Annotated in this window: 20 protein-coding genes; 13 read left to right on the forward strand and 7 right to left on the reverse strand. The window is 61.7% G+C overall.

The features are described 5' to 3' along the window. Positions 1-130: 130 nt before the first annotated feature. The 7 genes from NE852_RS26820 (at position 131) to NE852_RS26850 (ending at position 5,779) form a co-directional block, all read left to right on the forward strand. Positions 131-520: a cytochrome c family protein gene (locus tag NE852_RS26820; protein ID WP_008536420.1), complete on the forward strand. Its 390-nt coding sequence runs from the start codon at positions 131-133 to the stop codon at positions 518-520. Positions 521-685: 165 nt separating this feature from the next. Beyond that, positions 686-1,504 carry a cytochrome c oxidase subunit II gene (locus tag NE852_RS26825; RefSeq protein WP_008536421.1) on the forward strand — a complete coding sequence of 273 codons (819 nt, stop codon included), beginning with the start codon at positions 686-688 and terminating at the stop codon, positions 1,502-1,504. A gap of 63 nt (positions 1,505-1,567) precedes the next feature. Continuing rightward, positions 1,568-3,337 (forward strand): cytochrome c oxidase subunit I, encoded by a 1,770-nt coding sequence (gene ctaD, locus NE852_RS26830; protein ID WP_008536423.1) that lies wholly within the window; start codon positions 1,568-1,570, stop codon positions 3,335-3,337. Beyond that, a complete protein-coding gene (locus NE852_RS26835; protein ID WP_258156961.1) occupies positions 3,334-4,047 on the forward strand; it encodes a cytochrome c oxidase subunit 3 in 714 nt (237 codons plus the stop codon). The genes ctaD and NE852_RS26835 overlap by 4 nt, the downstream gene beginning before the upstream one ends. A 9-nt stretch (positions 4,048-4,056) precedes the next feature. Continuing rightward, a complete protein-coding gene (locus tag NE852_RS26840; protein WP_008536426.1) occupies positions 4,057-4,776 on the forward strand; it encodes a heme-copper oxidase subunit III family protein in 720 nt (239 codons plus the stop codon). A 7-nt stretch (positions 4,777-4,783) separates the two neighbouring features. Then, positions 4,784-5,149 (forward strand): cytochrome C oxidase subunit IV family protein, encoded by a 366-nt coding sequence (locus NE852_RS26845; RefSeq protein WP_008536427.1) that lies wholly within the window; start codon positions 4,784-4,786, stop codon positions 5,147-5,149. Positions 5,150-5,176: 27 nt separating this feature from the next. Beyond that, positions 5,177-5,779, forward strand: coding sequence for a dienelactone hydrolase family protein (locus tag NE852_RS26850; protein WP_008536429.1), 603 nt, complete (start codon positions 5,177-5,179; stop codon positions 5,777-5,779). A gap of 291 nt (positions 5,780-6,070) precedes the next feature. On the opposite strand, the gene NE852_RS26855 is transcribed toward NE852_RS26850, so the two are convergent. The 7 genes from NE852_RS26855 to NE852_RS26885 form a co-directional block, all read right to left on the reverse strand. Further along, complete coding sequence (locus tag NE852_RS26855; RefSeq protein ID WP_008536430.1) at positions 6,071-6,442, reverse strand: type II toxin-antitoxin system RelE/ParE family toxin; 372 nt, start codon at positions 6,440-6,442, stop codon at positions 6,071-6,073. Beyond that, the gene (locus NE852_RS26860) at positions 6,442-6,699 is read right to left on the reverse strand and encodes a hypothetical protein (RefSeq protein ID WP_008536431.1); all 258 of its coding nucleotides are present in this window, start codon (positions 6,697-6,699) and stop codon (positions 6,442-6,444) included. The genes NE852_RS26855 and NE852_RS26860 overlap by 1 nt, the downstream gene beginning before the upstream one ends. A gap of 183 nt (positions 6,700-6,882) precedes the next feature. Continuing rightward, positions 6,883-7,179: a WGR domain-containing protein gene (locus NE852_RS26865; RefSeq protein ID WP_008536432.1), complete on the reverse strand. Its 297-nt coding sequence runs from the start codon at positions 7,177-7,179 to the stop codon at positions 6,883-6,885. A gap of 89 nt (positions 7,180-7,268) precedes the next feature. After that, positions 7,269-7,898, reverse strand: coding sequence for a glutathione S-transferase family protein (locus NE852_RS26870; protein ID WP_008536434.1), 630 nt, complete (start codon positions 7,896-7,898; stop codon positions 7,269-7,271). Between the two features lie 125 nt (positions 7,899-8,023). Beyond that, entirely contained in the window at positions 8,024-9,172 is a 1,149-nt protein-coding gene (locus NE852_RS26875) for an MFS transporter (RefSeq protein ID WP_008536435.1), read from the reverse strand. A 136-nt stretch (positions 9,173-9,308) separates the two neighbouring features. Further along, positions 9,309-10,031, reverse strand: a complete 723-nt coding sequence (locus NE852_RS26880) for a response regulator transcription factor (RefSeq protein WP_008536437.1) — start codon at positions 10,029-10,031, stop codon at positions 9,309-9,311. A gap of 13 nt (positions 10,032-10,044) precedes the next feature. Next, the gene (locus NE852_RS26885; protein ID WP_008536438.1) at positions 10,045-11,283 is read right to left on the reverse strand and encodes a sensor histidine kinase; all 1,239 of its coding nucleotides are present in this window, start codon (positions 11,281-11,283) and stop codon (positions 10,045-10,047) included. Between the two features lie 278 nt (positions 11,284-11,561). On the opposite strand from NE852_RS26885, the gene NE852_RS26890 reads away from it, so the two are divergent. The 6 genes from NE852_RS26890 to NE852_RS26915 all read left to right on the forward strand — a co-directional run bounded on the left by NE852_RS26890 (position 11,562) and on the right by NE852_RS26915 (position 18,810). After that, positions 11,562-12,578, forward strand: a complete 1,017-nt coding sequence (locus NE852_RS26890) for an ABC transporter substrate-binding protein (protein WP_008536440.1) — start codon at positions 11,562-11,564, stop codon at positions 12,576-12,578. A 72-nt stretch (positions 12,579-12,650) separates the two neighbouring features. Then, entirely contained in the window at positions 12,651-14,102 is a 1,452-nt protein-coding gene (locus NE852_RS26895; RefSeq protein WP_008536441.1) for a sugar ABC transporter ATP-binding protein, read from the forward strand. After that, positions 14,099-15,046 (forward strand): ABC transporter permease, encoded by a 948-nt coding sequence (locus NE852_RS26900; RefSeq protein ID WP_037175612.1) that lies wholly within the window; start codon positions 14,099-14,101, stop codon positions 15,044-15,046. Before NE852_RS26895 ends, NE852_RS26900 begins: the two co-directional genes overlap by 4 nt. After that, positions 15,043-15,993, forward strand: coding sequence for an ABC transporter permease (locus NE852_RS26905; protein ID WP_008536443.1), 951 nt, complete (start codon positions 15,043-15,045; stop codon positions 15,991-15,993). The genes NE852_RS26900 and NE852_RS26905 overlap by 4 nt, the downstream gene beginning before the upstream one ends. Before the next feature lie 14 nt (positions 15,994-16,007). Further along, on the forward strand, positions 16,008-16,922 hold the full coding sequence (locus NE852_RS26910) for an SMP-30/gluconolactonase/LRE family protein (RefSeq protein ID WP_008536444.1): 915 nt from the start codon (positions 16,008-16,010) through the stop codon (positions 16,920-16,922). A gap of 238 nt (positions 16,923-17,160) precedes the next feature. Further along, complete coding sequence (locus NE852_RS26915; RefSeq protein WP_258156853.1) at positions 17,161-18,810, forward strand: bifunctional diguanylate cyclase/phosphodiesterase; 1,650 nt, start codon at positions 17,161-17,163, stop codon at positions 18,808-18,810. Positions 18,811-18,816 lie beyond the last annotated feature (6 nt).

Raw genomic sequence — 18,816 nt, forward strand, 5'->3', positions numbered from 1 at the left:
CGTCAGAATTGCCCACCCGATTGACTTGCGTCCGCGAAGCACTAAGCTTTAAGGATCGCTAACATACTCCGCATGGCAATGGCGGCGGAGGGGCGAGTGGCTGGGCAAGCTTGAGGAGGATGGGTTTGCCGTGAACTACCGTGTTGTTCTGCTGATCGCCGCATCTGTCATTGTCTTTTCCTCTGCTGACGCCGGGGCGCAGCAGGGTGATGCAACGGCGGGCGCCACCGTTTTCAAAAAATGCGCGACCTGTCACATCGTCGAATCCGATACGAACAAGGTCGGCCCGTCGCTAAACGGGTTATTCGGCCGAAAGGCCGGGACGCATCCCGATTTTGCCTATTCGGCCTCGATGAAAGAGGCCGGTGACGGCGGTCTCGTCTGGGACGAGGCGACTCTACGCGACTATCTCCACAATCCGCGAGTAAAGGTGAAGGGCACGAAAATGGCCTTTGTCGGTCTCAAGGACGATCAGGAGATCACCGACCTTATCGCTTATCTCAAGCAATATTCGAAATGAGAGGCGATGTTCCAGATGACGGCAATACTCCAGAATGGCGAGCCGATACGGCGCGACATGTGAGTAAATTGCCGTAATTGCCGATATTTTCTATCTGTGCGATAATAAACACGGACTTTTTGCGGAATACGGTTTCACGGTCAACCTGCTCGAGGAGGAGCGGACATGGCTGTCGTGCTGATCCTCGTCCTGATTGTCGTCGGCTCCGTACTGTTCCATGTGCTGAGCCCGTGGTGGTGGACGCCGATCGCGTCCAACTGGACCTATATCGACAGCACCCTCGTCATCACCTTCTGGATCACCGGCATCGTCTTCGTGGCGGTGGTCTCGTTCATGGCCTATTGCGTCTACCGCTTCCGGCACAAGCCCGGCAACAGGGCGCATTACGAGCCTGAAAACCGCAGGCTGGAGGTGATGCTCGCCTCGGGAACGGCGGTCGGCGTCGCCGCGATGCTCGCGCCCGGCCTCATCGTCTGGAACCAGTTCATCACGGTGCCCGCCGATGCCGCTTCGGTCGAGGTCGTCAGCCAGCAGTGGCTGTGGAGCTTCCGCCTGCCGGGCGCGGACGGAAAGCTCGGCCGCGCCGACACGCGCGACGTCACGGCCGAAAACCCGCTCGGTCTCGACAAGAACGACGCAAGCGGCCTCGACGACATCATCGTCGAAGGCGGCGAGCTGCATCTGCCGATCGGCAAGCCGGTGCACATATTGCTGCGCTCGATCGACGTGCTCCATGATTTCTACGTGCCGGAATTCCGCGCCAAGATGGACATGATCCCCGGCATGGTCACTTATTTCTGGCTGACGCCGACGCGGACCGGCACGTTCGAGATCCTCTGCGCCGAACTCTGTGGCGTCGGCCATCCGCAAATGCGCGGCACCGTCGTCGTCGACAGCGAGGCGGACTACCAGACCTGGCTTGGGCAGCAGCAGACATTCACTCAGTTGACGGCGTCGTCCGGAGAGCCGCCGCCGGCGAACTGACGTGGCGCAGCGGTCGCGGACCGCATGCCGGTTGAGTTAACCGGCGGGAAGGGAAGAGAGATCATGGTCGAGATTCCATCCGGCAGCATCCCCTCCGCCGAAGTCGAGGATGTCGAGCTTTATCATCCGCACAGCTGGTGGACGAAATATGTGTTCAGCCAGGATGCCAAGATCATCGCCGTGCAATATTCTCTGACCGCCATCTCGATCGGCCTTGTGGCGCTGGTGCTTTCCTGGCTGATGCGGATTCAGCTCGCCTTTCCCGGCTATCTCTCCTTCATCGATGCCGACCATTATTACCAGTTCATCACCATGCACGGCATGATCATGGTGATCTATCTCCTGACCGCGCTCTTCCTCGGCGGCTTCGGCAACTATCTCATCCCGCTGATGGTCGGCGCGCGCGACATGGTATTTCCTTACGCCAACATGCTGAGCTACTGGATCTACCTGCTTGCGGTGCTGATCCTCGCTGCCGGCTTCTTCGCTCCCGGCGGCCCGACGGGAGCCGGCTGGACGCTCTATCCCCCGCAGTCGGTTCTCTCAGGCACGCCAGGCGGTAAGGACTGGGGCATCCTCCTGATGCTGATTTCGCTGATCGTCTTCATCATCGGCTTCACCATGGGCGGGCTGAACTATGTGGTGACGGTGCTGCAAGGGCGGGCGCGGGGGATGACGCTGATGCGGATGCCGCTTACCGTCTGGGGCATCTTCACCGCGACAGTGATGGCGCTCTTGGCCTTTCCCGCACTCTTCGTCGCCTGCGTGATGATGCTGTTCGACCGCCTGCTCGGCACCAGCTTCTTCATGCCCGCCATCGTCGAGATGGGCACGCAGTTGCAGCATGGCGGTGGCAGCCCAATCCTCTTCCAGCACCTCTTCTGGTTCTTCGGTCATCCCGAGGTCTATATCGTGGCACTGCCGGCCTTCGGCATCGTCTCGGACCTGATCAGCACGCATGCGCGCAAGAACATCTTCGGTTATCGCATGATGGTCTGGGCGATCGTCATTATCGGCGCCCTGAGCTTCGTCGTCTGGGCGCACCACATGTATGTCAGCGGCATGCACCCAGCCTTCGGCTTCTTCTTCGCCACCACGACGCTGATCATCGCCATTCCGACGGCGATCAAGGTCTATAACTGGGTGCTGACGCTCTGGCGCGGCGATATCCACCTGACGCTGCCGATGCTCTTTGCGCTCGCCTTCATCGTCACCTTCGTCAATGGTGGTCTGACCGGCCTCTTCCTCGGCAATGTTGTCGTCGACGTGCCGCTGTCGGACACGATGTTCGTGGTCGCGCATTTCCACATGGTCATGGGGGTCGCGCCGATCCTCGTCATCTTTGGGGCGATCTATCACTGGTATCCGAAGGTGACGGGGCGCATGCTGGACGAGACGCTCGGCCGGATCCACTTCTGGATCACCTTCCTCGGCACCTATGCGATCTTCTTCCCGATGCATTATCTCGGCCTGCTTGGCGTGCCGCGCCGCTATTTCGAGATGGGGGAGACAGCCTTCGTTCCGCCTTCGGCCCATACGCTGAATATCTTCATCACCGTTATGGCGCTCATCGTCGGGGCAGGGCAGATGGTTTTCCTGTTCAATCTCGCCTGGAGCCTTTTCCGGGGCAGGGAGGCCGGTGGCAATCCATGGCGGGCAACGACGCTCGAATGGCAGACGCCTCAGACGCCGCCGACGCATGGCAACTGGGGCAAGGATCTGCCCATTGTTTACCGCTGGGCCTATGACTACAGCGTGCCGGGGGCGGCGGAGGATTTCATTCCGCAGAATGTGCCGGCAACGGGCGGCGTCACCCGGGAGGCTCCGGCATGAGCATCGTCCTGATCTTTCTGGCCGCGATCGCCGCAATCATGATCTGGTGGCTCTCCGGGCAGCGGCTGACGTCCAAGCCCTGGCTGGAGACCGGATCCGTGCAGATGCCGGTGCATGCCGGCGATGAGCGACCGTCCGTGCCGGCCGTGAAGGTCGGCCTCTTCATCTTTCTCGGTGTCGTCGGCGCGCTCTTCAGCCTTGCCGTCAGCGCCTATTTCATGCGTGCGGCCTCGGCCGACTGGTGGGGGATGCCGGTTCCGCGATTGCTCTGGGTGAATACCGCGGCGCTTGCGCTTAGCAGCGGGGCGCTGCAATGGGCCAAACGCGAAGCGCAGCACGGCCGCATGGAAGCGCTGCGGCCGGCGCTCGTCGCCGCGCTTGCCCTTGCCGTCTTCTTTCTCGCCGGGCAGGTTCAGGCATGGCGGGAACTCGTGGCCGCCGGCTATGTGCTCGCCGACAACCCCGCCAACAGCTTCTTCTACATGCTGACCGGCCTGCATGGCCTTCATATTCTCGGTGGGCTTGCCGTGCTCGCGCACACGACGGCCAGGGCCTTCGCTGCCGATGTCGCGCCGGAGAGGCTTCGGCTCAGCGTCGATCTCTCGGCCATTTATTCGCATTTCATGCTCGCCGTCTGGCTGCTGCTCTTCGCGCTCTTTGCCGGCTGGGCCAACGATTTCGTCGATCTCTGCCGCACATTGTTGAATTAGGGGGAGCAGATGGCACACACTGTCGCGACGCATGACGAGGCAAACCTCAGGCCGTCAGGCCTACGCGGTGTCGCCGCCGATTTCAGCTCGGATCAGCGTGCCTTCAAAACCGCCTCCTGGGGCAAGGCGATGATGTGGATCTTTCTGTTGAGCGACACCTTCGTCTTCGGCTGCTTCCTCATCGCCTATATGACCGCGCGCATGTCGACGCCGGTCGCCTGGCCCAATCCGAGCGAGGTCTTCGCGCTGCATATCGGCGGTGAGGACGTGCCGCTGATCCTGATCGCGATCATGACCTTCGTACTGATCTCGAGCAGCGGCACTATGGCGATGGCGGTTAATTTCGGCTATCGCCGCGACCGCCGTACGACTGCGGTGCTGATGCTGCTGACGGCGCTTCTCGGCGCAACCTTCGTCAGCATGCAGGCCTTCGAATGGACGAAGCTGATCACCGAAGGTGTGCGCCCCTGGGGAAACCCGTGGGGGGCCGCACAATTCGGATCGACCTTCTTCATGATCACGGGCTTTCACGGCACCCATGTCACGATCGGCGTCATCTTCCTCATCATCATCGCCCGCAAGGTCTGGCGCGGCGATTTCGACGTGGAACGGCGCGGCTTCTTCACCAGCCGGAAAGGCCGCTACGAGGCCGTCGAGATCATGGGCCTCTACTGGCACTTCGTCGACCTGGTCTGGGTCTTCATCTTCGCATTCTTCTATCTGTGGTGAGGTCGTTATGAGCGAGACAACGGCGCATGCAGAAGTCCAAACAACGCATGCACAGGCACATACCGGACAGCAGCACCCGATCGGGCTCTATTTCCTCGTCTGGGGCCTGCTCTTCGTGCTCAGCGCCTTTTCCTACATGGTCGATTACCTCGGCATCCAGGGCTATCTCAGATGGACGCTGATCCTCCTGTTCATGATGCTGAAGGCCGGCCTCATCGTCGCCGTCTTCATGCACATGGCCTGGGAACGCCTGGCGCTGGTCTATGCCATCCTGCTGCCGCCGCTCTTGGTGCTGGTCTTCGTGGCGCTGATGGTATCGGAAGCGGATTACACGATCCTCACCCGGCTCGCCTTCTTTGGTGGTGCGCCCTAGATAGCGCTTCCGGAGAGAAGGTTCGGTATGGCTGAGATCTTGTTGTTCCATCACGCGCAGGGGCTGACGCCAGGTGTGCGCGCCTTCGCCGATGCCTTGCGGGCCGGCGGCCACGTCGTGCATACGCCCGATCTCTTCGAGGGGCGCACATTCCCAAGCATCGACGAGGGGCTTGCCTATATCGGTGAGATTGGATTCGACGCCATGAGAGAGCGCGGCGTCGGCGTTGCCGACAAGCTGCCTGCTGCGCTTGTCTATGCCGGGTTTTCATTCGGCGTGCTGCCGGCACAGAAGCTGGCGCAGACGCGGCCCGGTGCGCGCGGGGCTCTACTCTTCTATTCCTGCCTGCCGATCAGTGGCGAATGGGCCTTCGGGCCCTGGCCGGACGGCGTCGCAGTCCAGATCCACGGAATGGACAACGACCCGATTTTCGTCGGCGAGGGCGATATCGATGCCGCCCGCGAGATCGTCGAGAAAGTCGAAGATGCGGAGCTTTTTCTGTACCCCGGCGATCAGCACTATTTCGCCGACAGCTCGCTGCCGTCCTATGATGCGGATGCGACCGCGCTGCTGACGACGCGGGTGCTTGGCTTCCTGGATCGCACGTTGATCAATCAGCCGACGCGATGACCCTATTGCTTTCAAGGCCAAGCTGAAGGGAGATGGTCCGGAAAACCTATGGTCATTCGCTCCGCGAGGCGAAGAGTTCCGGAATCATGGCATGCGCCGTTTCCCGAAGCTTCTCTGCGTTCTGCTCGTCGATATAGCGGTATGGACATCGCAATCTGGTGCCAACCGGTCCCCGGTTGCCGATCACGACAGCTCTGAGAATTGATTGATAGCAATGGGCTCGTGCCAGCCCGTTCCGGGTGGCCGGATGGATCACGCTTCAGACGCCACGGCGCTGAGGATCGACCGTCCTTAAGACTTCGGCCGAGAATGTCCCATCAGCGCTTCATACTCTCTGTGGGTCAATCGTTCGATTGCCTGCAGCTGTGCGGGAATGTCCATCCGCTCGTGCAGGACTGCGGCAATGACGAAGGTTGCATCGTCGACGACAATGTAGACGGCGTAGTGGTGCTCGATCTTGTGGAGCCGGAAGAGCGAATTCCCGACGCGCTCCTCTTTCTTTGCCTTCACGCGGGCATAGGCTTCAGGGATGCCTTCAAATCCCACCCGCAGCAGGCGGCCATATGCCTTTGCCTGTTCGGAGGACCATTTCCGCGCCGTTTCGCGAACTGCCAGACGATAGTTATCAAGTGCTGTCGGCAGAATGAGCACGCGAGGGGCCACTACCGCAGCTCTTCATCCAGTTCAGCATCGACGGCGTCCAGCGCAGAAAGGGGCAGCATCTCTCCACGCCGGAATTCCTCTTCCGCACGCAACAGCGAGCGGATGGCATAGCGGCGGTCTTCTTCGCGTGCCATGTCTTCGCGAATGAGCGCGCGCACATATTCGCTCGGCGTCGTATATTGGCTCTTCCCGTTGGCGCGCATATCGACGAAGGCGCGCATTTCATCGGGCAAGCTAACATGCAGGCTGCTGGTCATAACCTACGGCCTCCTAATCCAGATTGCTGAATGAATTGTTGTGTATCCGGGTCGCGATGTCAATATTTGACATTTCCTCGATCCCGTCGGGCGGAGAAGATCGACCGGGGTGGCACTGGTCAAGTCCCTGTCGAGCGTATGGATCAGGCCACGCGACGGAATATGCGAACCGCCGGCAATGCTTCAGCGGTCTTCGTGTCGCGCAGCGTGAACGGTCCCTTGCATGGCGTCGGCTGCACCCTCGCACCGATAGCCGCGACGCAACTTGCGGCCGGCCATGCGCTCATAGGCAATCGCAGCCTCCTCGGCCGTATCGAACAGTTCCACTCTCAGCCGACCCTCGGTCCCGATCCGGCCCCAGTTGCGCAGGAGAGAACTGCCACCGAACAAATTCGGCTGGATCGACAGGCGATAGAAGCGCGCCATGTTCCGAGACGTAACGATCCGGTAGAGCAGCATGATGTCGGCTTTTGCATCCATAGCCGATCATGCGTGCTCATCGTTTGGCCGTCCAACGCGTTCTCTGAATCGTTCGCGGCGGATCGATTCACGTCGCTGATGCGTCGCGCTCAGATGGCTGAATGAGGGTCGTCGCTGTAGAGATAGATCGGATAGCCGGGACCGATAACGTCCCGCACGCGATCGAACCACGCCGCAACTGCCGGATAATCGGTTACGACGAAGCCGCAATCTGATGCCCGATGGGCATAGGCGTAAACCGCCAAGTCCGCGATCGAAAACTCCTCTCCAACCAGATACGGCGTGCCCTTCAACCCGCGTTCCAGTGCGGCAAGGGCGCGGAGCCCGGCCGCACGTTTGGCTTCGGCCATCGCTGCGTTCAGTTCGAGGCGCCCCGTCAACGTCCAGAAACGCAGCGTGCCGATGACCGGCTCGACGTGATACTGCTCGAAGAACAGCCACTGCATGACCTTAGCGCGTTGATAGAGATCCGCCGGCAGAAACCGGGTGCCCTCGGCCAGATAGGCGAGGATAGCATTGGACTCTGCGATCGTCCGCCCATCCTCCAGTTCCAAAACCGGAATGCCTCCTGCCGGATTGAGGGCGAAAAAGGCATCGGTGCGGGCCTCGCCTTCGAAAATCGATAGCAAGCGGGCTTGATACGGAATGTCCAGCAGCCCGAACAGGACCCTGGCCTTCCAGCCATTCTGCGACGGGAGATAATCGTGAAGCGTGAGCATGAATTCCTCCTTTGACGGCGAATTGATTCTGCACGCTGGCTCGGCATCTGCCACCCGATTTCTGCACGAAGGCCTGGTATGGCGGGCGCGGTCCGGCCAATTTCAACGCATGCAGATTTGCGCTTTCAAGGCGGAGACGAGGTCAAAATTCTGGATTGGCGGGTGCCGAGCAACAGAACGACGGCGGCGAAGAGGGCGACGGAGGAAGCAACTTGAAGCACGGTCCGAAAGCCATAGGCCTGTGCGATCAATCCCACGGCCGGACCTGCCAATACGCCGCTGATCATCAACGTGTTCCAGTAAATTGCCGTCGCACGCGCCGGCCGACCTCCGGCATAGGACTGGACAAAACTGATGCCCATACTTGCATAAAGCCCGTAGTACAGCCCCTCCATTGCCGCGCCGACCAACATCTGTGGAAAGGTTTGGACCGAAGCCAGAACCTGGATGGCGACGACGGCCAACAGCGTTGTGGCCATCAGGGATTTCCGAATCCCAAACCGGGCGATGAGAAGCGGGGTCGAAAAAATAGCGAGGACTTCGACAAAGGTTTTTACGGTGAAGGCTGTCCCAGGCGCATAGCCGGGCAGGCCAACCTCCTTGATATAGAAGAGAGGCAAGGTCGAAAACGTCAGAGAGTGGGCGGACGACAGGCAGAACACAAATGTTGCGGCAAGCCAAAGGCCGGGATTTGCGCTGCCGCCTTGGTGGTTTTCGAGGACGTTTTCCTTGGGCTTGGCCGTAGCATTCTGCGGCTTGACCCACAACCAAAGTGCCAGCCATACAAGCCCGAGCAACAGGCAGAACCTGAAAACTGCGATCTTGCCCATTTGGTCCGCAACGAGAAAGGATACCGCTGGTCCGACCATCCAGGCCGTGGATGTCGTGGCGCGCATGAAGGCGTTCAGCCGGTTCCGCTCGATCTGGTGTCGTTCGGCCAAAGCTGCCCCGAGGCTGAACATTGTCGAGACTGCGCTGGTGCTCAGTCCGAACCCGACGACGCCGAATGTCAGCGCCGCCCACAGAGACGGAACCGTTGACAGAGCGAGGTTCGCCAGCAGGTAGCCGCCCAAGGCGATCCCGATCAGCGCAAAGGCACTTTCGCCGCGGTCAATACGCCTTGCAAATTGACGATTGACGGTGATTGCAAGGCACGAGAGAGCGCCCGCATAGAGGCTGATTGTCCATGGAGGCTGCTTCAAGCCATCGACGATAAAGAACCCCATGAATGGTGCGATCATCGAGTTGCAGACTGTTCCGACGAACAGAAGCATCAGAAGGGGGAGGAGAGTATTTCTATGAGGACGAGACACGGGACCGAATATGAAGCTCGTGAGAGGCGCCACGCATCGCACAGCTTATAGGCTTAGGCAATCGGACGCCTCGCCGCTCGTCGAGCCTGTCCCGAAACTACTTTCCATCCAGCCATTCCTGCAACTCGGCCTCGGCCCGCTCCAGAGCGCTGTAGTTCAGGAGTTTGCGCAGGAAAGCGACGGTCACGGCGCGGGCGCGGAGATTGAAGCGGCCGTCTTCGTGGTCGTCGCCGGCGCTCTGGTAGACATCCAGCTTGTCGTAGAGCTGCTGCAAACGGTTCTGTACGCTGCGTAGCGATAGGCCCCGGCGCTTGGCGATTGCCCGGTCGGTGAGGCCGAGCGCGATATCAACGAGGATCTCGTATTCGGAATCGGTGAAACCGTTCGTCTGGCCGAGGCTCTTCTGCTGCAGGCCTCGCACTTCGCGGTCGATGACGCACTGGCTCTCGATGAAGATCGAGCGCAGCGCAAGCTTCAGCCGCTCGTCGGAGGCGGATTTCAGCACATAGCCATAGGCTGCGCCATCCGGCACGATGCGCGAGACGCCGCGCACATAGGCCTCGTCCGAATAATTCGACCAGAACAGGATGCGGGTTTCCGGCCGTTCCTTCCAGATGGTGCGCGCCGCCTCGATGCCGTTGCGGTTTGCCATCTGCAGGTCCATGACGATATGGGCGGACTTGTGGTCACGGGCGAGCTTTTCGCCGACGGTTCCGTTTTCCGCCTCGATCACCGTGTCGCATTCCGGCAGCGCCGCATTGACAGCCTCGTGCAGATAGGACCGGTGCAGCGGGTCGTCCTCGACGATCAGAACCTTCATTGCGCCTCTCTCCTCAGTCCGGCCCGCTCGCCGGGTCATGCGGGCCGAGCGCCAGCATGACGCGCACCGCAGTTCCGCGATTGTTGTGGCCTGGCCCGGTCGTGAAGCGCGCGGAAATCAGCCGTGCCCGGGTCTTCATATTGTCGATGCCGCCGCCGATCCGTCCGCGCGCCTTGGCGAGCCCGGTGCCGTCGTCGGAGATTTCGATCGACAGCCGCTCGTCGTCGGCCTCGAGCCGCACCGTAACGGCGAGCGGAGCGGCATGGCGCACTGCATTGTTGATCGCTTCCTGAGCGATGCGGAACAGCGCGACGCTGACGGTTGGTTCCAATTGCTCCAGTGCGCCGTGGGTCTCGTCGACGAGGCCCCATTCGATGGCCGATCCCGTGTCGCGGGTCGATCGGTCGAGATGATGCTCGATCGCCTGGGCGAGGCCGAAGAGCTGGAGCACGGAGGGTTTTGCCTGCTCGATGATCTGCCGCAGATCCTGCATGCAATGCTGCAGGGAGCGGGAGAGCGGCTCCAGCGCTTCAGGCGTCACCTCTCCGTTGCGCGACAGCCTGTCGATCCGGCGGGCAAGCCGCGTCAGGTCGGCAAGCGTCTGGTCGTGAAGATCCATGCCGATCCGCTGACGTTCCTGCTCCAGCGCTTCGGTCAGCTTCAGCGCGCCTTGACGCAGTCCCTCCTCGCGGGCGCGCGCCTCCGCCTCGACGATCGCCGAGCGTTGCGCCTGTTCGGCCGCCTGCAGCGCGAAGAAATAGGGCGTCAGAAGATCGGCGATGATGCGGGCGCGTTCGATATCCTCCATCGTATAGACGCCCGCCGTTTGCGACGAACAGGAGAGTGCGGCGATGATCGTGCCCTGCACCTTCATCGGTACATGCAAACGGCTCCTCAGCGACTGTTCGACGATCGGCCGCTTGAACGCGCCCTCGAAATGGAAACGCGGGTCGGTCATCGCGTCGTCTGTCAGCAGAAAGTCCACTTCACCCCAAAGCAGCGAACGGATGGGGCTGTTGACGACAGGCGCGCCGGCGATCTCGCCCCAGGCGGTCTCGATGCCCGTCTCATAGGCCGTGTGATAGTTGCCGCCTTCAAGCAGGACGCAGACGTCGAGATGGTCGTGGGGGATGATGTGGGCGACCTCGGCGGCGACGGAGCGGATGGCCGAGCGGAAATCGAGCTGGCCCGCGAGCAGCCGGGAAATGCCGAGATAGTGGTCGAACATGGCCGCGGGTGCGAGATGCAGCATCGTCAATTCCTCCCCGAGACAGCAGCGGGCTCCTCAACCCGTCGCGATCCTTTCCCAGTAAGCGCCACGGAAGCCCCGCCGTCTTGCGTAAACCCGCAGCTTGTTGCGCAAAACCCGCAAACGACTTGCTGCCTTGCCCCTGTACAGGCCAATCGATCTCCCGCATCCTGCCCTTACTGAGAGGAGGAAGCTCAGTGCAAGAACAATTTTCACTCGAGCCCAATTGGGACAGGCAGGAGTGAAGCGATCGCCGACCGGCGATCATGAGGGAGGAAGACATGACAATCCGTAAGATGCTTCTGGCATCGGCCGCTATTGCTTGCGCCGCGATGCCCGTTTCCGCCTTTGCCGATACGTCGGCCAAGAAAATCGCCCTTTCCAACAATTATGCCGGCAACTCGTGGCGCCAGGCCATGCTGACGAGTTGGGGCAAGGTGACGGGAGAAGCGGTCAAGGCCGGCGTCGTTGCCGCTGCCGATCCTTTCACCACCGCCGAGAACCAGGCGACGGAGCAGGCGGCGCAGATCCAGAACATGATCCTGCAGGGCTATGACGCGATCGTGCTGAACGCGGCCTCGCCGACGGCGCTGAACGGCGCGGTCAAGGAAGCCTGCGACGCCGGCATCACCGTGGTGTCCTTCGACGGCATCGTGACCGAACCCTGCGCCTGGCGCATCGCCGTCAACTTCAAGGAAATGGGCCGCAGCGAGGTGGAGTATCTCTCGAAGAAGCTCCCCCAGGGCGGCAACCTGCTCGAGATCCGCGGCCTTGCCGGTGTCTTCGTCGATGACGAGATCTCGGCCGGCATTCACGACGGCGTCAAGCAGTTCCCGCAGTTCAAGGTCGTCGGCTCCGTTCATGGCGACTGGGCGCAGGACGTGGCGCAGAAGGCGGTTGCCGGCATCCTGCCGAGCTTGCCCGACATCGTCGGCGTGGTGACCCAGGGCGGTGACGGTTACGGTGCCGCGCAGGCAATTGCCGCGACCGACCGGAAGATGCCGACCATCATCATGGGCAACCGCGAAGACGAACTGAAGTGGTGGAAGGAGCAGAAGGACGGCAAGGGCTACGAGACCATGTCGGTGTCGATCGCGCCCGGCGTCTCCACGCTCGCCTTCTGGGTCGCCCAGCAGATCCTCGACGGCAAGCAGGTCAAGAAGGACCTCGTCGTGCCATTCCTGCGCATCGACCAGGACAATCTCGAAACGAACCTCGCCAATACCCAGGCCGGCGGCGTCGCCAACGTGGAATACACGCAGGCTGATGCAATCAAGGTCATCGAGTCGGCAAAGTAAATCTCCCGGCGACTGCCGCGCGGCCGCAAATGGCCGCGCGGCATTCTTTGAGAAGCAGATGTGGCGGGCAGCATGGATGAGGTTTTGAAGGCGGTGATCGCCGTCGATGGCGCCAAGGTGAACTTTGGCGCGGTCAGGGCGCTCGACGGCGTCACGCTCCGCGTCATGCCGGGCGAATGCGTCGGCCTCGTCGGCCACAATGGCGCCGGCAAATCCACGATTGTCAGCGTCATCAACGGCGGCCTCACGCCTCATGAAGGAAGCGTGGCGAGCGACGGCGAGAGGCTGGAGCGCTATGGCATCAACGCGGCGCGCGCCCGCGGCGTGCGCTGCGTCTTCCAGGAACTTTCGCTCTGCCCCAACCTCTCGATCGTCGAGAACACCCGCATCATGCACCGCGATCTCGGCGGCTTCGGCTGGCGCAGGCGCGCCGCAAAAATCATCGAGAAGAGCCTCGATACGGTCTTTCCCGGCCATGGTATCGACAGCGGCCGGGCTGTCGGCGATCTTTCGATCGCCGAACGGCAGATGGTCGAAATATCAATGGCCTTTTCCGATGCAGGCATCGCGCCGCGACTGGTGATCCTCGACGAACCCACGTCGTCGCTCGACGCAAGCCTCGCCCGCCAGATGCTCGACCATGTCCGTCGCTTCATTGCCACCGGCGGCTCCGTCATCTTCATTTCGCATATCCTGCACGAAATCCTCGAAACCTCCGACCGCATCGTCGTCATGAAGGACGGCCGCGTCGTCGCCGAGCGCCCGGCACAGGGTTTCGACCATCATAGTCTCGTGGAAGCCATGGGCACCGTCGCCAGGGAAGAGGGCGGGCAGCGCGCGGCGCGCGAACAATCTACCGCGCCGCTCATCCTGTCGCATCAGGCGAAAGGCCTTCCCTTCGCGGCGCGCAAGGGCGAGATCGTCGGACTGGCGGGGCTGGCGGGCCACGGGCAGACCGAGCTGCTGCTGGCCCTCCATGCTGCCCAATCCGGCCACTGGCTGCCTGAACGCGATCCGCTCGTTACCTTCGTCGCCGGCGACCGTCGCCTCAACGGCGTCTTCGAACTGTGGAGCATCCTGCGCAACTTTTCCATCGCCTCGCTCGGTGATCTGTCGCGGCGCGGCCTCATCCTCGCAAATGAAGAGGAGAGCAAAGGCGCCGACTGGAAGCGGCGGATCGAGATCCGCACGCCCGATATGGGCAACCGCATCCTGTCGCTTTCCGGCGGCAACCAGCAGAAAGTGCTCTTTGCGCGCGCCCTTGCGACGCGAGCGCCTGTTGTGCTGATGGACGACCCGATGCGCGGCGTCGACGTCGGGACGAAGCAGGAGGTGTACGCCATCATCCGCGAGGAAGCCGCGCACGGCCGCACCTTCATCTGGTATTCGACTGAAATGGACGAGGTCCGTCTTTGCGACCGCGTCTACGTCTTCCGCGAAGGCCGTATCAAGGCCGAACTCGCCGGCGACGCCGTCAACGAGAAGAATATCATCGCCGCCTCCTTCGAAGGGGTTGCCGCATAATGTTCCGGCTCTCGTCCGATGCCATGCGCCTCGCCATTCCCGCCTTGTCGCTGACGCTGCTGCTCGCCGCCGTCTTCTGGATGCAGCCGCGCGCCGTGAGCTATGTCGGGCTCAACCTGCTGTTCAACCTTGCTGTGCCCATCGCGCTTGCGACGATCGCCCAGATGCTGGTCATGGCGGTAAACGATCTCGATCTCTCGATGGGCACCTTCGTCAGCTTCGTCGCCTGCGTCACCGCGACCTTTCTGCGCGACGCGCCGGTGACCGGCGTCCTGATCCTTGCCGGCGCAATCGCGACCTACGCGGCGCTCGGCGTCGTCATCCATCTGCGCAATCTGCCGTCCATCGTCGTGACCCTCGGCATGAGTTTCGTCTGGGGTGGCCTTGCCGTGCTGCTGTTGCCGGCACCAGGCGGGCAGGCACCGGATTGGGTGCGCTGGCTGATGACCGTCAAGCCGCCGCTGGCGCCGATGGCGATCGTCGCCAGCATCGCCATTGCCGTCGTCGCCCATCTTCTCGTCATGCGGTCCTCGCTCGGCGTGCTGATCCGCGGCATTGGCGGCAACCAGCGCTCGGTCGAGCGCGCCGGATGGTCGATCGTCGCGGCGCGCGCCAGCGCCTATGGTCTTGCCGGCCTCTTCGCCGTGCTCGCCGGCGTCGCCCTCGTCGGCCTGACTACCTCGGCCGATGCCAATATCGCCCTGCGCTACACGCTTTTGTCGATCGCCGGCGTGATCCTCGGCGGCGGCGAGTTCATCGGCGGCCGCGTCTCACCAATCGGCGCCGTCATCGGCGCGCTGACACTGACGCTTGCCGGCTCGTTCCTGTCCTTCCTGCGCATCTCGCCCGACTGGCAGATCGGGGCTCAGGGCGCGATCCTGATCATCGTGCTGGCGCTCCGCCTGATGCTGAACCGCCTGGAGAAGCAGGAGAAACGCCGATGACCCCATTGCTCCGCCTTTTCGGCAAGCCCTGGATCTGGTCGTGGCTTGCCGCTTTCACCGTGTGGTTCCTGACGATCATGGTGACGCTTGGCGCCAGCACGCTCGGCCTGTCGCAGGCAGCGCTCACTTTCGCCGCCTTCTCGGTCATCGTCGGCATCGGCCAGATGTTCGTCATCACGCTCGGTCCCGGCAATATCGATCTGTCGGTTCCCGCCACCATGACGCTTGCCGGCACGGTGGCGCTGAAGCTGATGAATGTCGAAAACGGCTTGATCCTGCCCGGCCTTCTCGTCGCCCTCGTCATCGGTCTCGCCGTCGGCCTCTGCAACTATGCGCTCATCAAGGCGCTGCGCATTCCGCCGATCATTGCGACGCTGTCGACGAGCTTTATCGTGCAGTCTGCCGCGATCTGGACGAACCGGGGCTTGCGCATCAAGCCTCCGAGCTGGCTCGCGGAATTCACCACCTCGAACACGCTCGGCGTACCGAACGTGGCGATCGTCGCACTCCTGATCTCGCTGCTGGCCTGGTTTCTGCTTGAGAAGACGATCTACGGGCGCTGGATCTCGGCGATCGGCCAGAGCATGCCGGCCGCGCGCATGGCCGGCATTCCGGTCGACGGCACGCGTTTCGTCACCTATCTCTTCTGCGCCGTGCTCGCATCGGTCGCAGGTTATCTGCTCGCCTGCTTCTCCGGCGGCGCGGCGCTCAACATGGGCTCGGAATATCTCCTGATGTCGATCGCGGTCGTCGTGATCGGCGGCACGGCGGTCGCCGGCGGCGATTCCAACGTGCCGGGCATCTGGGGCGCATCGCTCTTCATGTTCCTGGTCGTTTCCATGCTCAACACCTATGGGGTCGGCGCGGGCATCCGCCTGATCATGACCGGCCTCATCATCATCAGCGTCATCATGCTCGCCGGCGGCCGCCGGGCCGGCATGCGATAATCGGGAAGAACGCCATGGCCGAGGCCAGCATCTACGAAATCCACGACCCGCGCTTCCGGCAGTTGATCGTGACGAGCGCCGGTCTCGACGAACTCTATTCCGGCTGTCGCTGGGCGGAGGGGCCCGTCTGGTTCAACGATGCGAACCAGCTGCTCTGGAGCGATATTCCCAACCAGCGCATGCTGCGATGGACGCCGGAAAGCGGCGTCTCCGTCTATCGGCAACCCTCGAACTTCACAAACGGCCACACGCGCGACCGCCAGGGCCGGCTGATCTCCTGCGAGCATGGCGGACGCCGCGTCACGCGCACCGAGATCGACGGCTCGATCACCGTGCTCGCCGACCGCTTCGAAGGCGCCAGGCTCAATTCGCCGAACGACGTGGTGGTGAAATCGGACGGCACGATCTGGTTCACCGATCCGACCTACGGGATCATGTCGGACTACGAAGGCTATCAGGCCGAACCGGAGCAGGCGACCCGCAACGTCTATCGGCTCGACCTGGCGACCGGGGAACTTACCGCCGTCGTCACGGATTTCACCCAGCCGAACGGCCTTGCCTTCTCGCCGGACGAGACGATCCTCTATGTAGCGGATTCGGCGGCAAGCCATGACGAAAGCCTGCCGCGCCACATCCGCGCATTCGACGTGGTCGACGGCAGCAGGCTCGCGAACGGCCGTGTCTTCTGCCTCATCGACAATGGCGTCCCCGACGGCATCCGCACCGACATGAAGGGGAACCTCTGGTCGAGCGCGGCCGATGGCGTGCATTGTTTCGACCCGGCGGGCAAACTGATCGGCAAGATTCGGGTACCGCAGACCGTCGCGAACCTCACCTTTGGCGGGGCTCGGCGCAACCGGTTGTTCATTGCGGCAACGCGGTCGATTTATTCGGTATATGTCGCAGTGGGCGGGGCTCAGGAGCCGTAGGCATTTTGTGACTCGGACTATGAGCGACTCACTGCTCTAACGCGTCGAATTTTGGGTCATTCCGGTTCGGAACAATCCGCCGGGCGATTGGGTCGATTTGCGCAGAACCGGGGGCGCCACGTCGTCCTGACTTTTGGGGATTGTTAATCAGGGGTGCCTAATATAGGATCCAAACGCTCTTAAGTTGCACTATAGTCCACCTGCCTACCAGGAGATTCGACTGGAGAAAGCCCGGGACATGCCAAGAGATCGTGCGGCTCGCTCGCCCCTCGATAAAACCGAGGCAAAAGCTTTGCACCCGGTGGAAAGGCTTTTGTTTTTTGATCGTGAATTCAATCCGGTCGAGAGTTTGCTGGGCAAGCCGCTGCCTGCTGCCGTCACGCCAGCAGCATCGTTTTGGGAGCATTTCCCCGAGTTGGACAAGTCTGAAATCACGCTCGCTGCTCGTTCGATCGATGACACTGCCCGGCCCTTGCGCATCTTGCGTGATCCGGACAAGCCAGGATCGCACGGCATCACGATTTACCGCATCGGAGATCTGTTTGCCGTTGTCCGGTCCGAGGAACGCAGCGACGAGGATCTCGCAACCCTCTTGCATCTGGCCACTCACGATCCTCTGACTGGGCTTCCGAACCGACGTCAGTTCAGCGACGATCTCGCCGCGTCGCTGCACGAGACCACGGCCTCGGGAGAAGCTCTGTCCTTGATGCAGCTCGACCTCGACGATTTCAAGCCCGTGAACGATACGCTCGGGCATCCGGCCGGCGACAAGCTTCTTCAGCTCGCCGCGAGCCGCATTCAAGGGTGCCTCACCAGCGATGACAGAGCCTACCGGTTGGCGGGAGACGAATTCATGGTCATTTCCATGGGCTCGGGGCATCCCGCCAAAGGGCATGGGCTGGCGGAAGACCTGGTTGATGCGTTCAAGAAGCCCTTCACGATAGACGGCATCGCGCTGTTTGTCGGCGCCACTGTCGGCATATCGGCCGCGCCATCGGACGGAATAAGTCCGGAACAGCTCATGAAGGCCTCTGACGTCGCGCTTTACGCCGCGAAAAAGGAAGGACGCGGCCGCGCAAAATCGTTCGATCCCTCGATGCTTGAAACACTGGAGCAGCGCGAACTGTTGCGTCGCAGCCTTCGCATGGCTCTGGTCCAGCAGCAATTTTTCGTCGAGTACCAGCCTATTGAGGAAGGCGGCCGCATCTTCGGCTTCGAAGCATTGCTCAGATGGCGCCACCCGCTGCTTGGAACCATTTCACCCGCGGCCTTCATTCCGGTAGCGGAAGCCGACGGACTGATGCCGGAAATAGGGGCATGGGTTTTGGAGCAGGCATGTCGCGAGGCGATGAAATGGCCCGAGAACTACACGGTCGCCGTCAATCTATCCGCGGCTGAATTCCTGACAAGCGGCCTCACCGACCGCGTATCCCAGACACTGGACCTGGTCGGCTTGCCGCCCGACCGTCTGGAACTGGAGATAACGGAAAGCGTGCTGCTCGAACGAACCGTCAATAACATCGATACGCTGAATACGCTCAATGTGCTTGGGATACGAATTTCGCTCGATGATTTCGGGACGGATTATTCGTCGCTCAGCTATCTGAAGACCTTTCCTTTCGACACGATAAAAATCGACAGATACTTTATCACCGACCTCGAAAGCGATCTGAAAAGCCAGGCAATCGTCCGCTGTATTGTCAATCTCGCGCATGACCTCGACATGCGAGTGACGGCCGAAGGGGTCGAGACGCCCGATCAGGCGGCATGGTTACGCAGCGTCGGCTGCGACAGGCTTCAAGGCTATCTGGTGAGCAGGCCGCTTGCGGTTGAGGCGGTCGACGAATTCGTCGCCCGGGCGGAAACATCCGCTGGCCCGCAACCATAGGGAAGA

It is taken from the genome of Rhizobium sp. Pop5 (genome assembly GCF_024721175.1).
Classification (GTDB): Bacteria; Pseudomonadota; Alphaproteobacteria; order Rhizobiales; family Rhizobiaceae; genus Rhizobium.

Excerpts from the sequence above, each read along its gene's own strand:
- NE852_RS26825 (WP_008536421.1), top strand. The coding sequence starts at position 686 with ATGGCTGTCGTGCTGATCCTCGTCCTGATTGTCGTCGGCTCCGTACTG.
- ctaD (WP_008536423.1), top strand. The coding sequence starts at position 1,568 with ATGGTCGAGATTCCATCCGGCAGCATCCCCTCCGCCGAAGTCGAGGAT.
- NE852_RS26835 (WP_258156961.1), top strand. The coding sequence starts at position 3,334 with ATGAGCATCGTCCTGATCTTTCTGGCCGCGATCGCCGCAATCATGATC.
- NE852_RS26840 (WP_008536426.1), top strand. The coding sequence starts at position 4,057 with ATGGCACACACTGTCGCGACGCATGACGAGGCAAACCTCAGGCCGTCA.
- NE852_RS26845 (WP_008536427.1), top strand. The coding sequence starts at position 4,784 with ATGAGCGAGACAACGGCGCATGCAGAAGTCCAAACAACGCATGCACAG.
- NE852_RS26850 (WP_008536429.1), top strand. The coding sequence starts at position 5,177 with ATGGCTGAGATCTTGTTGTTCCATCACGCGCAGGGGCTGACGCCAGGT.
- NE852_RS26860 (WP_008536431.1), bottom strand. The coding sequence starts at position 6,699 with ATGACCAGCAGCCTGCATGTTAGCTTGCCCGATGAAATGCGCGCCTTC.
- NE852_RS26865 (WP_008536432.1), bottom strand. The coding sequence starts at position 7,179 with ATGGATGCAAAAGCCGACATCATGCTGCTCTACCGGATCGTTACGTCT.
- NE852_RS26870 (WP_008536434.1), bottom strand. The coding sequence starts at position 7,898 with ATGCTCACGCTTCACGATTATCTCCCGTCGCAGAATGGCTGGAAGGCC.
- NE852_RS26875 (WP_008536435.1), bottom strand. The coding sequence starts at position 9,172 with ATGCTTCTGTTCGTCGGAACAGTCTGCAACTCGATGATCGCACCATTC.
- NE852_RS26880 (WP_008536437.1), bottom strand. The coding sequence starts at position 10,031 with ATGAAGGTTCTGATCGTCGAGGACGACCCGCTGCACCGGTCCTATCTG.
- NE852_RS26885 (WP_008536438.1), bottom strand. The coding sequence starts at position 11,283 with ATGCTGCATCTCGCACCCGCGGCCATGTTCGACCACTATCTCGGCATT.
- NE852_RS26890 (WP_008536440.1), top strand. The coding sequence starts at position 11,562 with ATGACAATCCGTAAGATGCTTCTGGCATCGGCCGCTATTGCTTGCGCC.
- NE852_RS26895 (WP_008536441.1), top strand. The coding sequence starts at position 12,651 with ATGGATGAGGTTTTGAAGGCGGTGATCGCCGTCGATGGCGCCAAGGTG.
- NE852_RS26905 (WP_008536443.1), top strand. The coding sequence starts at position 15,043 with ATGACCCCATTGCTCCGCCTTTTCGGCAAGCCCTGGATCTGGTCGTGG.
- NE852_RS26910 (WP_008536444.1), top strand. The coding sequence starts at position 16,008 with ATGGCCGAGGCCAGCATCTACGAAATCCACGACCCGCGCTTCCGGCAG.
- NE852_RS26915 (WP_258156853.1), top strand. The coding sequence starts at position 17,161 with ATGCCAAGAGATCGTGCGGCTCGCTCGCCCCTCGATAAAACCGAGGCA.